Origin of the sequence: Bacillus sp. 1NLA3E (assembly GCF_000242895.2) — a bacterium.
GTDB lineage: Bacteria > Bacillota > Bacilli > Bacillales > Cytobacillaceae > Bacillus_BU.
Map to the genome: position 1 here is coordinate 866,813 of NC_021171.1, position 13,254 is coordinate 880,066.

Below are 13,254 nucleotides of genomic sequence, written 5' to 3' on the forward strand. Positions count from 1 at the left end.
GATTTTTTTAAAATATTCTTCTTTTTCTATACGTATATATGAGAGGGTGATTATTATGAATGAATATGAATTGAAAGCTTATGGAGAAGTTAGAGAATGGAAACGGAAACTTTCAAAACGTTCTTCAGTGTTAAATCGAATAACTAAAAAAGCTCAAATGAGAATGAATGAAATCATCCCCGAGAAGGCTCATCAAATTATTACAGATAGCATCAAAAATTTAGTGAAAGCAACGCTGGTCGGCTCGGATTTTATGACCAAAAAAGGAAAAACAACAGGTTTTTCTCTATTCGAAATGGATGAACAAATGAATAGAAAGCTGGAAACATTCCGAAAAACAGCAATGCTCGAAGGGGCGGGAACTGGTGCTGGGGGAATTCTACTTGGATTAGCAGACTTTCCATTACTACTTTCAATTAAAATGAAATTTCTATTCGAAGCGGCAGCCATTTACGGTTTTGACACGACAAAATATGAAGAACGAATGTTTATCCTTTATGTATTTCAATTGGCTTTTTCTAGTGACGAAACAAGGATAGAAACACTTGCCATTATTGAAGATTGGGAACTTGAAAAAGAGCGATTAAGGCAGCTCGATTGGCGACAATTCCAACAGGAATATCGGGATTATATTGATTTTGTAAAAATGCTGCAGATGGTTCCAGGAATTGGTTTAATTGTCGGTGCATTAGCCAATTATCGTCTTCTAGATCAACTAGGTGAAACGACAATGAACGCCTACAGATTGAGAATATTGAAAAGCCCTCCATTGACTTATTAGCAATGGAGGATTCAAATTATGAGAACAGTAATTTTTAATATTAATATGGAGGAAACAGTCTTAATGAGAAAGTCGAAAATTGCATTTATCATGCTACTTTTTTTCGCAGCTATAGCATTCTTTTTTACATATAAGGTGGTAGTTAGCGGATCTCTTGCTTTCGATCGAAGCGCAACAGCGGTGTTTTTTAGTGTTTTTCCAGAACGGACCCATTCATTTTTTAAACTGATGACCATATTCGGCTCTAAAATTGGAATAGGAGTTGTGTCAATCAGTTTAATTCTGTGGTTGTGGTTTAAGAAAAGAGATTTTGCTGGGATTGTAGTGGTCGTGGTTGGAGTGGGATTGGGAAATGAACTTAATCAACTTATAAAAAATATTATTGATCGTCCAAGGCCTTCGCTTGAACATCTAGTGAAGGTTAATAGTTATAGTTATCCAAGTGGACATGCGATGGTTGGAATTATCTTATATATGGTTGTCGCTTATTTTATCATGAAAGAAATAAACACTTCTTCATTTAAATGGATAATTGGAATATTGCTTACCATATTAATTTTCCTTGTTGGAGCAAGTAGAGTCGTATTACAGGTACATTATCCATCGGATGTATTTGGTGGATTTGCTTGGGGGTATATTTGGGTATACATGATTTTTTATATTTATGAAGGATATATAGATAGAAAAAAACACTAAAAAGTATACTAGAAAAATTATTACTGACCTTTATCAATGAGGTCAGTTTTTGTATGGAGAAAAATCATTATTTTGATAATTGATGTTAGTTTGCTTTAAAGCGTTGAATCAATAATGGACAGATGTCATAAAATGTTTGAAATTTTCACCCTATTTCGATAAAAAAGCATTCAAATTTATGTCATAATAATTTTAAATTTCATTATATTTTAATAATTGTAAAACTAGCAAACATAGGCAGGTGACAAAATGTCCTCAAATCCAATATTAGAAGTTAAAGGGCTGAAGGTTTCCTTTTTCTCAAAAGAAAAATTAATTCCAGCAGTCGATGATATCAGTTTTGAGTTAAAAGAAGGAGAGATTCTTGGCATTGTGGGCGAATCGGGAAGTGGAAAGAGCGTGACAGCCTTAGCTTCAATGGGTTTAGTCCCCATACCACCTGGAAAAATTGAAAACGGTGAAATTTTATTTACAGGAAAAAATTTACTTATTTACTCTGATAAAGAAATGCGGAAAATTCGTGGGAATCAGATTTCGATGATTTTCCAAGAACCTATGACATCGTTAAACCCACTCTTTACAATTGGTGATCAAATCATTGAAGCATTGCGTTTACATACAAAAATGTCAAAAGCCCAAGCAAAAAATAAGAGTATTGAACTTCTGAAATTAGTTGGAATACCAAGGGCAGAAGCAATCGTAGGAGAGTATCCGCACCAGCTTTCTGGAGGAATGCGGCAAAGGGTAATGATCGCAATGGCGATGGCTTGTAATCCAAGAATTTTAATTGCTGATGAGCCAACCACTGCTCTTGATGTGACAATCCAGGCACAAATTCTTTCATTGATGAAGGATTTAAATGAAAAAATGAACACTTCGATCATTTTAATCACCCATGATTTAGGTGTTGTCGCAGAAATTTGTGACCGGGTTCTCGTTATGTATTGTGGGCAAATTGTTGAGCATGGTGATGTGCATACAATTTTAAAAGAACCGAAGCATCCATATACAAAAGGACTGCTAAAATCTGTTCCTGATTTACTCGGTAAGAAAGATCGTCTTTATAGCATCCCTGGGAATGTACCAAGACCTGGGACCATCAAAAAAGGTTGCTCATTTGCCCCTAGATGTGAGGAAAGATTCGAGCAATGCCTCGAAAAATCACCACAATTATATACGATGAAAACAGCAGGCCATGAGGTCAGATGTTATTTACATAAAACGGAAGGGGGATCCCGTGATCATGTCAGATCGACTCCTTGAAGTTAGTGGATTAAAAAAGTATTTCCCGATTACAGGAGGTATTTTTGGCCGAAGGCAAGGCGAAGTCAAAGCTGTTGATGATGTTTCTTTTTATGTGAACAGGGGAGAAACTTTAGGCATTGTCGGGGAAAGTGGCTGTGGAAAATCGACCACTGGTAGACTACTAATGCGTTTGATTGAGGCCAGTGCAGGAAAAGTTACTTTTGAAGATAAAGAAATTACAAGTATGTCTAAGGGAGAATTGAGAAGAGTTCGTCGAGACATTCAAATGGTTTTCCAAGACCCTTATGCTTCTTTGAATCCTCGCCATACAGTTGAAGCCATTTTAGAAGAGCCGCTCATTGTTCATGGGATTGGCTCGAAAGAAGAGCGGAAAAGACAGGTACAGCAGATGCTGGAGGTAGTTGGTTTAAGCAGCTATCATGCCCGCAGATATCCCCATCAGTTTAGCGGAGGGCAACGCCAAAGAATTGGCATCGCGAAAGCCCTGATGACCAAGCCTAAACTTATTATTGCTGATGAACCGGTATCAGCCCTAGATGTGTCCATACAAGCTCAAGTCCTCAATTTGATGAAGGATATTCAGCAGGAATTTCAATTAACATACATATTTATTGCCCATGATTTAGGCGTTGTGCGCCATATAAGTGATCGGGTGGGAGTCATGTATTTAGGTAGATTAATAGAGTTGGCAGTGGGTGAAGAATTATACGACAAACCTAAACACCCTTATACCCAAGCTCTTCTAGCGTCTGTTCCAATTGCCGACCCCGACATAAAGAGGGAACGCATTATGATTTCTGGTGAACTGCCAAGCCCTGCAAATCCACCTTCTGGCTGTGCTTTTCATACAAGATGTTTACATTGTATGGATATTTGTAAGATTACTAGACCAGAATATCGCAGTTTGAATGGTCATTTTGTGGCATGCCACTTAATTAGTGAGTAGCATGAGGCATTCATGATAGAAAAATAAAAAACGGGGGTTTAGATGTTTATGACAAAGAAAACATTAAAGCTGATGCTAGTTGCGTTGCTAGCAATCGGTATGCTTCTAGTGGGATGTAGCAAGTCGAAAGACACAAGCAGTAATTCAAAGTCGTCGGATGACGGTAGTAAAAAGGATACACTCGTATATGGTCGTGGCGGCGACTCAACATCACTAGACCCGATTACATCAACCGAAGGTGAAACATTTAAGATAACCATTAATATCTTTGAAAACCTAGTAGCATATGGGGAGCAGGACACAACCCTACACCCTGCCCTTGCAGAAAAGTGGGACGTGTCAGCTGATGGTCTAACTTACACATTTAATCTTCGTCAAGGTGTAAAATTCCATGATGGAACAGACTTCAATGCTGATGCGGTTGTCTACAACTTCAATCGTTGGATGAATGGGAATTCTGATGACTTCCCTTATTACACAATGTTTGGTGGCTTTAAAGGAGAAGAAGGCCATGTTATTAAAGAAGTAAAAGCTTTAGATGACCACACTGTCCAATTCGTTCTATTTAGACCACAGGCTCCGTTCCTAAAGAATTTAGCGATGTCCTGTTTTGGTATTGCTAGCCCTACTGCAATTGAAAAATACGGTGATAAATTCAGAGATAATCCAGTGGGTACAGGACCATTCAAATTTGTAGAGTGGAAGCAAAATGACCGCATCGTTCTTGAAAAAAATGAAGATTACTGGCAAAAGGGCTATCCAAAGTTGAATAAATTAATCTTCCGTGTTATTCCAGAAAACTCCGCGCGTTTGAATGCTTTAAAGAATGGCGAGATTGACGTCATGGATGGATTAAACAACTCTGATGAGGCTGGTGTAAAAAGTGATAGCAATTTACAAGTAATTAAGCGTCCTTCAATGAACGTTGGTTATCTTGGATTTCAAACAACTGTGAAGCCGTTTGATAATAAGCTTGTCCGTCAAGCGCTCAACTATGCTATTGATAAAAAAGCAATCATCGATGCCTTCTATGGTGGTCAAGCAATCCCTGCAGTAAATGCAATGCCACCAGCAATCGAAGGTTACAATGAAGATGTAAAAGACTATCCATATAATTTAGAAAAAGCCAAAGCCTTATTAAAAGAAGCTGGATATCCAAATGGATTTGAAATGGATTTATGGGCTATGCCAGTTGCTCGTCCCTATATGCCTGAAGGTATGAAAATTGCCGAAGTTATTCAAGAAAGCTTTAGCAAAATTGGAGTAAAAGCAAAAATTCAATCTGTTGACTGGGCTACCTATTTAGATAAAGCAGCAAAAGGTGAATTCCCTGCCTATATGTTAGGGTGGACTGGTGACAATGGTGATGCTGATAACTTCTTATACACATTGCTTGACAAAGATAGCATTGGAAGCAACAACTACTCATTCTATAGCAATGACGAATTACACGATATTTTAATCCAGGCACAATCAGAAGCAGATCAATCAAAACGAAATGAGCTTTACAAACAAGCTCAAGTGATTATTAAAGATGATGCACCATGGGTTCCACTAGTACACTCAACACCACTCCTAGCTGGAGCGAAAAATATGGTGAATTACCTACCACATCCAACAGGTTCTGAAGCTCTTACAAAAGTTGAATTTAAATAAGCACAACCGAAAGGGGAGCATTGACTCCCCTTTTGCTAGCTGAATATTTGATAGTAACTAGTTAAAACTTTGCCAGTAACTGAACTTACATAGTCATTATTTATAGATAAACTCTTGCTAGCTTGTAAAAAAGAGGTGAACATATGTTTTCTTATACGGTACGTCGCATATTTTCATTGTTTCCCGTTTTACTTGGAATGACTCTAGTGGTTTTTGCCATTATTCATGCGATCCCTGGAGATCCCGCCCAAGTTATTCTCGGCCAGAAGGCAACCAAAGCGGCTATTGAAACTTTAACAAGAGAATTAGGATTGGATCGACCATGGTATGTTCAGTATGGTGATTACATACAATCCCTTTTGCATGGTGATTTAGGGACATCATTAAGAACACGTGGTCCGATTAATCAAGAGATATGGCCTTATTTAGCTGCAACTATCGAACTTACAGTCGTAGCGATGTTGATTGCCATTTTTATTGGCGTAAATGCAGGTATCATCAGTGCATGGTTTTCTAAGTCATGGTTTGATTATTTAGCTATGATCCTAGCATTAATTGGGGTATCTTTGCCCATTTTTTGGCTTGGATTAATGGAACAGTGGACATTTTCGATTGAGCTAGGTTGGTTGCCAACAACAGGCCGTGAAGATGTAAGGGACCCGATCATGGCGATAACGAATTTATATTTGGTGGATACATTAATACAAGGGAGAACGGATCAGTTCTTTCAAGTAATTCAACATCTTATTCTACCAAGCATGGCACTAGCGACGATTCCAATGGCGATTATTGCCAGAATGACTCGTTCAACAATGTTGGAGGTTATGCAGTCAGATTATATCCGTACTGCCCGAGCCAAAGGATTGAAAATGTTTTGGGTCGTGTATAAGCATTCATTAAAAAATGCTGTTATTCCTGTCATTACGGTAATTGGATTACAAACAGGATTGCTGCTTGGTGGAGCCATATTGACTGAAACCATATTTGGATGGCCAGGAATTGGAAGATATTTATATGAGGCCATTGGCTATCGCGATTACCCGGTTATTCAGTCAGGTATCCTAATTATTGCCGCTATGTTCGTTATGATTAATTTAATCGTTGACCTCTTGTATGCTGTTGTGGACCCACGAATTAAATACAATAAATAATTGAAGAGGGGGGATATATCGTGGCTGAACTAGCAAAGAATCTAACGGAATTAGTGATGACGAACGAGGCAGAGGAAGAACTTGTTTCACCGTGGAAAGAAGCATGGTTATCCTTTTGTAAAAATCGACTTGCCTTAGCCGGCCTGGGAATTGTATTGTTTTTTATCATTCTGGCAATTATTGCGCCGTTTATAGCACCGTACAGCTTTCAAGAACAGGAGCTAACCAATAGATTGTTAGCACCTTCGAGTGAGCATTGGTTTGGAACAGATGACTTTGGTCGTGATATTTTTTCTCGAATTCTATATGGATCAAGAATTTCTTTATGGGTGGGCTTTTTCTCCGTTTTAGGTTCATCAATTATTGGATCATTATTAGGTATTTTAGCTGGGTATTATGGAAAATGGGTGGATACGATTATATCTCGAACATTTGATATAATGCTCGCTTTCCCAAGTATTTTATTAGCGATTGCGGTTGTGGCGATCTTAGGTCCATCACTTCAAAATGCGTTAATTGCAATTGCAGTTATTAACATACCAAATTTTGGCCGACTTGTTCGTTCTAAAGTATTAAGTGTGAAGCAAGAGGAATACATCATGGCAGCAAGAGCGGTTGGAATGAAGGACTCAAGAATTTTACTACATCATATCCTCCCTAATAGCATCACACCCATCATTGTTCAGGGTACACTGGCAATTGCAACAGCTATTATTGAGGCAGCTGCCCTTGGTTTTCTTGGTTTAGGCGCCCAAGCGCCAACACCAGAATGGGGAAAAATGCTTGCAGATTCTAAGCAGTATCTTGTTCAAGCCCCATGGACTCTCTTTTTCCCAGGGCTCGCCATCATGTTAACGGTTTTGGGATTTAATTTAATGGGAGACGGACTGCGTGATGTTCTTGATCCAAAAATGAAACAATAATTTTTTTGGTGCCTGACCCCCGGCGCGTTAATGCGGTAACGCACCGGGGGTCAGGCACCTTACTTCGCATTAACGCGGTAAAGTGCCGGGGATCACCTAGAGGAGGCGAAAGTGTGTTAACAAGAAAACAGTTAATAGAGATTGAGGTGCTTCAACAAGAGTGTGAGTCAAAGGAACCGATTCAATTAAAGTTGAATTGGGATATGCTACAAACTCGTAATGAAAGAGATGAAAATGATTTCTTCCATTACGAAAATGGTAGGCTAGGAGGGTTTCTTGGGCTTTATGGATTTGGAAACAAAGTTGAATTATGTGGAATGGTGGCCCCTGAATTTCGAAGAAAAGGTATTTTCACTGAACTTCTTATGAAAGCTAAAAAAGTGATGGAGAATCGAAAATTCTCAGAGATTCTTTTGAACACCCCTGCGAATTCTCAGTCTGCAAAAGGATTTTTCCAAAGCGTTTCTAATAAATATGTTTTTACCGAGCATCAGATGAAATGGCACGAAACTGTGCTGATGGATAGCAATGGTTTGGAGGTAAGACCTGCCAATCAAAGTGATTATGAAGCGGAGATTAGGCTGGATGTTCAATGCTTTGGGTTTACGGAAGATGAAGCAAGAAATTTTAACCAAAGGCTTAAGGCGGAAAAACTACAGCAGTTTTATATGATTGATTTTGGTGGTGAAACTGTAGGGAAAATCAGAGTCTCCCACATTAATGGTGAGGCATGGATCTTCGGGTTTTCTGTTTTTCCAGAAAACCAAGGAAGTGGAATTGGAAGAAAAGCTTTATCAAAGGTCGTCATGAAAGAATATCAACAAGGCTTACCTATTTTTCTTGAAGTGGAGGCGAAGAATGCCCGTGCATTAGGTCTTTATGAATCTTGTGGATTTAGGACATTTCAAGCCCCGGATTATTATCGGTTGCTCTCCTTTTGATTTGGATGGGAGCATAAAATAAAAAAGCTGATCAAGAGGGAAAATAAATCCCAGGTTGCTCAGCTTTCTTATTGCTCGAGTATATCGGCTTTTTCGAGAAGATTACCCCAGTGGAAATAAAATCGTAAAGGTTGTTCCTGCATCAAGTTCGCTTTCAACAGTAATAATCCCTTTATGGGCTTCTACGAGAGCTTTAACAATGGAAAGGCCAACTCCGACGCCTCCCGTTTTTCTTGCACGCGATTTATCACCTCGATAAAATCGTTCAAAAATATGCGGGAGATCCTCTGCCGCCATTCCGATTCCCTCATCCCTAATTTCAAAACCACCCATCTCATTGTCACGAACAGCAGATATAGTTACAGTTCCTCCTTCAGGTGTGTACTTTAAAGCATTGTTCACCACATTTGTGAGAATCTGTGTCACCTTGTCCAGGTCACCTCTAAAGTTAATTGTTTCTTGAGGTGGGACAATATTAAGCTTGACTCCTTTTTGCTTAAAAATGGGTATCTGTAAGTTTTGAATTGAAGATAGTAGCTTACCCGTTTCAAGGACCGTCTTATTAAGTTTAATTTGTGGGTTCTCTGCTGCTAGCAATTTTTCAAGTTCATTAACAAGTCGAACCAAGCGCATTAATTCGCTATGACTTTGTTGAAGCCGATCAGGAGTAGGCTCCCAAATACCATCTTGGAAAGCTTCGATTTGGCTTCTAAGTGTGGCAAGCGGTGTGCGAAGCTCATGGGCAAGATCACCGGTAAATTCTTTTCGTAATCGTTCTTCCTTTTCCAGTGAAATGGCAAGTTCATTAAAGGCAATTCCAAGCTGCTTCATTTCCTCAGACAGATTGTCTAGCGGAACTCTAACATTTTTTTTATGTTTGGTTAGTTCTTCCACAGCTGCTGATAAACTCTTCATTCCAGATGTAAGCCGTTTAGAAAAAAGCATACTAAATATGAGTGCTAAAAGAATCGTAATGGCAACTGCAATCATGAGATATTTCTTGATTGTTTGCAGAAAGACTGATTCACTATCAATAAATCCTTTTGGATAGTATACCTTCATAATTCCGATTGTTTTCCCATTTACTTTAATTAGCTCCATAGATGTCTGCCAATTATCTTCTTGGTAGGGATTTGTCCTCCCATCGCTTTCAGTGGGAATCCCATCTGTGCTAATAGAGGTAGAATCAATCAACAGAATTTCGTCGGGTGAATAAATTTTATAATAAAGACTGTCTGTCGTTGCTTGTTGATAAAGAAGTTGTGTCACTCGTTCACCAGTAAACGCACCATTTTCTTTATATTCGAGTTTTAATGCTTTGACAAGCTGGTTGGTGCTCTCTACCCGATTTTGATTTATATAATGATTAAAGCTAGCTTCAAACCCCCACTGAATACTAAAACTTACGATTAAAATTCCTGACAAAGAAACTAATAGAAAGTAAAAGAGAATTTTAGAGCGAAGCGTTTTTAGCATCCTGCACTCCTCCAAATTTATAACCCATTCCGAAAACAGTCAGGATATACTTCGGTTCACGTGGGTCCAATTCAACTTTTTTTCGAAGGTTTTTAATATGGGTATCAATACTGCGTTCATAACCTTCATAAGATATTCCGTCTTCTTGGATTTTTTCAAGTAAATCCATTCTACTGTAGACACGTCCTGGGTTTTTCGCCATATTGGATAGTAGCTTATATTCAATCGGGGTAACATTGATACTTTCATCATGAAAAAGAATTTCCTTTTTAGTGAGATCAAGAACGAGCTCACGATGATTAAAGGATAGGATGTTTTCTTCAGTTTGTTGTGGATGCTGTTTATTAGCTCTTCTTAAAATGGCTTGAATTCTAACAACAACCTCTTTTGGACTGAATGGCTTAGTTACATAATCGTCGGCACCCATTACAATTCCGTTAATCCGTTCCTCTTCACCTGATTTTGCAGTTAGCATCAAGATAGGAACATCTGATTCTTTTCTAATCAGTCGACAAATTTCTTCGCCTGATAGGTCTGGAAGCATTAAATCAAGGACGATTAAGTCTGGCTTAACCGAATCTACCTTTCTTAACGCATCAACCCCATTATCTGAAGAATAAACCTTGTATCCTTCTTTAAGTAAGTAAGCCTCAAGAACTTCAACAATCATTCTCTCATCATCGACAAGTAAGATGGTGTTTTCCATGTTGATCTCTCCCTTATGATCTATATTTTATCATTAGTGTTTTTATAAAAATTAATCTTCATAACTTCTACATAACTTCCTCATAAAATCTACATACGCAATTATTATTATAAAGTCAAGAAGGCAACAAGTTGTTAATCAAAAAGCAAAAATTAACGACTCTTATCCGTCAACTTATCACTTAGAAAAAAATAAATTAATATAACTGGGTTCGGAAAAAGCCCAACACCTGAAAATCGAAAACTAAAAGGAACCTCGATTTTCAACTTGCTTAGAGCAGTAAGGAAAATTCCATTCCGAAAAGCCCTAGGCAAACAAAACTTAAGTTCTAAAAAACCTCCCTTTCATTTTATAAATTGCAATACGAATGTTAAATGTTAAGGTTTTACTCCCTAATCAAAAAAGCTGACCATGTTGGTCAGCTTTATTTTTTATGAGATTTTTTGGTTATATAAATGAAATAAGAGCACCGTTTTTGTATATGATAGTGCCTTTTTGTCCAGATTTTTTCTGAAATTCAGAGGCAGCACCGTAGGGTACAGTTAATATGAGTGGTTTCCCATCTTGTTCAAATTTTACTGAAAAAGAGTCAGCAGCCTCCACAACGGTAGCTTCAAAGTAATAAGCTATTCCTGGGATATGTAGTTTTTGTCCAATTAGGACCATGTCGTGGTGGAGAACGTTTGCATTTTTTAGTTCATCAACAGTTACACCAAAGCGACTGGCAATACCCCATAGCGAATCACCGGGAACAACCGTATATATTTCCTCTTCTTCTTGAGAATGAAATTCCGAAGGAACCGATATTTTCTGCCCAATATAAAGGTTATCGGTACGAAGGCTATTAGCCTTTTTCAATTCAATTACACTAGTCTGATATTTTTTTGCCAAGGAAAAAAGAGTGTCTCCCTTTTTGACAAAATAAGTGCCGGCAAGCTCATCAGACGCTGCTGTTTTGTTATCGTAGGGTACTAATAATTTCTGACCAACTTTTATTTTATCTGATGATAAGCCATTGGCCACCATGAGTAGATTTGTGCTGACCTGATATTTTTTCGATAGGCTGTAAAGAGTGTCACCCTTTTTGATAGTGTAAAGTCCAGACATTTCTTCTGAGTGAGAAGAATGAAGTGCGGCAGGTACCAACAGTTGCTGGTTTATAAGTAGTTTCTCTGAAGTTAGGTTGTTGACATCCATGAGCTGATTGATGCTAACCTGATATTTTTTTGATAGGTTGTAAAGAGTATCCCCCTTCTTTACAGTGTAATCAGTACTACAGGCTTCTGCCTTTGTGGACATCAGTGCTAGTGCAGTAATGGCTCCAACTACCGTAGCAGTTGCCATTTTCTGATTACGTGCTTTCATTTTTTCTTTGCGAATTTCTGACATTCTTTGTTTTCTTCTTTTTCTAATCAAGTTCATTCTCCTATTCCCCAATAAAAGTAAGAAACCTTTTGAAACTTTATATGTATTCGACATTATTATACATTTTTCTGATTAATTTGTAAAAATATACTTTTAACCCATTATTTTTATTAAAAGTATTATTTTACCATAATTATTTCGGAGAGTATCTGCACCATTTTGGTTCTCGATAAATTGCATTGCAAATGTTAAAACTCCCTAATATAAAAAGAAGCTGACCAAGTTAGTCAGCTTCTTTTTATAAGATTTTTGGTTATAAAAATGAAATAAGAGCACCGTTTTTGTATATGATAGTACCTTTTTGTCCTGATTTTTTCTGATAATCAGTTGCAGTACCATAGGGAACAGTTAATACGAGTGGTTCCCCATTTTCCTCGAATTCTACTGAAAAAGGATCCGCGGCTCCCACAACTGTAGCTTCGAAGTAATTAGCTGTTCCTGGAATATGTAATTTTTGTCCAATTAGGACCATGTTCTGGTGAAGAACGTTTGCTTTTTTTAGTTCTGCCATTGTTACTCCGAAGCGACTGGCGATTCCTGATAGCGAATCACCTGGAACAACCGTATATATTTCCTCTTCTTCTTGAGAATGAGATTCTGAAGGAACCGAAATTTGTTGACCAATATAAAGATTATCAGTACGAAGGTTATTAGCCTTTTTCAATTCAATTACACTAGTATCATATTTTTTTGCCAAGGAAAAAAGTGTATCTCCTTTTTTGACAAAATAATTGCCAGTTACTTCTTCAGAAGAGGGGGTCTGGTCATTGTAAGGTACAAGTAATTTTTGGCTGACTTTTATTTTATCTGATGATAAGCCGTTAGCCACCATTAATAGGTTTGTGCTAACCTGATATTTTTTTGAAAGGCTGTAAAGAGTGTCGCCCTTTTTGACCGTATAAAGCCCGGACGTTTCTTCCGTGTGGGAAGTAGAGAGGTGTTCGTCAGGGACCAACAATTGCTGGTTTATAAATAGTTTCTCTGAAGCTAAGTTGTTGACATCCATGAGCTGATTAATGCTGATTTGATACTTTTTTGCAAGTCCGTAAAGAGTATCGCCCTTCTTAACGGTATAATCTGCACTACAGGCGTTTACTTTACTCCCCATTAAAGTTAGTGCTGTAATAGCTCCTACAACTGTCAGGGTTGCCATTTTTTGATTGCGCAGTCTCACCTTTTTTTTACGAATTTCGGCAATCCTTTGATTTCTTGTTTTTAAAATATTACTCATAATCCATCCTCCATAAAGAAAAAAATACCTATAAAAAATTCCTTTATAGGTATTCG

At 37.9% G+C, this 13,254-nt stretch carries 12 protein-coding genes; 8 read left to right on the forward strand and 4 right to left on the reverse strand.

Annotation, left to right across the window (positions count from 1 at the left end):
• Positions 1-55: 55 nt before the first annotated feature.
• From B1NLA3E_RS04315 to B1NLA3E_RS04350, 8 genes are all read left to right on the forward strand, one after another.
• The gene (locus tag B1NLA3E_RS04315; RefSeq protein WP_015592618.1) at positions 56-781 is read left to right on the forward strand and encodes an EcsC family protein; all 726 of its coding nucleotides are present in this window, start codon (positions 56-58) and stop codon (positions 779-781) included.
• 18 nt (positions 782-799) lie between these two features.
• Entirely contained in the window at positions 800-1,477 is a 678-nt protein-coding gene (locus B1NLA3E_RS04320; protein ID WP_015592619.1) for a phosphatase PAP2 family protein, read from the forward strand.
• A gap of 249 nt (positions 1,478-1,726) precedes the next feature.
• Positions 1,727-2,740, forward strand: a complete 1,014-nt coding sequence (locus tag B1NLA3E_RS04325; RefSeq protein ID WP_015592620.1) for an ABC transporter ATP-binding protein — start codon at positions 1,727-1,729, stop codon at positions 2,738-2,740.
• Complete coding sequence (locus tag B1NLA3E_RS04330) at positions 2,721-3,689, forward strand: ABC transporter ATP-binding protein (RefSeq protein ID WP_015592621.1); 969 nt, start codon at positions 2,721-2,723, stop codon at positions 3,687-3,689. Before B1NLA3E_RS04325 ends, B1NLA3E_RS04330 begins: the two co-directional genes overlap by 20 nt.
• Positions 3,690-3,737: 48 nt before the next feature.
• Positions 3,738-5,345: an ABC transporter substrate-binding protein gene (locus B1NLA3E_RS04335; protein ID WP_015592622.1), complete on the forward strand. Its 1,608-nt coding sequence runs from the start codon at positions 3,738-3,740 to the stop codon at positions 5,343-5,345.
• A 143-nt stretch (positions 5,346-5,488) separates the two neighbouring features.
• Positions 5,489-6,496, forward strand: a complete 1,008-nt coding sequence (locus B1NLA3E_RS04340) for an ABC transporter permease (RefSeq protein WP_015592623.1) — start codon at positions 5,489-5,491, stop codon at positions 6,494-6,496.
• A 56-nt stretch (positions 6,497-6,552) separates the two neighbouring features.
• The gene (locus B1NLA3E_RS04345) at positions 6,553-7,419 is read left to right on the forward strand and encodes an ABC transporter permease (protein ID WP_144061552.1); all 867 of its coding nucleotides are present in this window, start codon (positions 6,553-6,555) and stop codon (positions 7,417-7,419) included.
• A 113-nt stretch (positions 7,420-7,532) separates the two neighbouring features.
• Positions 7,533-8,360, forward strand: coding sequence for a GNAT family N-acetyltransferase (locus tag B1NLA3E_RS04350; protein WP_015592625.1), 828 nt, complete (start codon positions 7,533-7,535; stop codon positions 8,358-8,360).
• A gap of 102 nt (positions 8,361-8,462) precedes the next feature.
• On the opposite strand, the gene B1NLA3E_RS04355 is transcribed toward B1NLA3E_RS04350, so the two are convergent.
• The 4 genes from B1NLA3E_RS04355 to B1NLA3E_RS23200 all read right to left on the reverse strand — a co-directional run bounded on the left by B1NLA3E_RS04355 (position 8,463) and on the right by B1NLA3E_RS23200 (position 13,198).
• Positions 8,463-9,836 carry an ATP-binding protein gene (locus B1NLA3E_RS04355; RefSeq protein WP_015592626.1) on the reverse strand — a complete coding sequence of 458 codons (1,374 nt, stop codon included), beginning with the start codon at positions 9,834-9,836 and terminating at the stop codon, positions 8,463-8,465.
• Complete coding sequence (locus B1NLA3E_RS04360) at positions 9,814-10,542, reverse strand: response regulator transcription factor (protein ID WP_015592627.1); 729 nt, start codon at positions 10,540-10,542, stop codon at positions 9,814-9,816. The genes B1NLA3E_RS04355 and B1NLA3E_RS04360 overlap by 23 nt, the downstream gene beginning before the upstream one ends.
• Positions 10,543-10,989: 447 nt before the next feature.
• Positions 10,990-11,964 (reverse strand): LysM peptidoglycan-binding domain-containing protein, encoded by a 975-nt coding sequence (locus B1NLA3E_RS23195; RefSeq protein WP_051120123.1) that lies wholly within the window; start codon positions 11,962-11,964, stop codon positions 10,990-10,992.
• 256 nt (positions 11,965-12,220) lie between these two features.
• On the reverse strand, positions 12,221-13,198 hold the full coding sequence (locus B1NLA3E_RS23200; RefSeq protein ID WP_015592629.1) for a LysM peptidoglycan-binding domain-containing protein: 978 nt from the start codon (positions 13,196-13,198) through the stop codon (positions 12,221-12,223).
• Positions 13,199-13,254 lie beyond the last annotated feature (56 nt).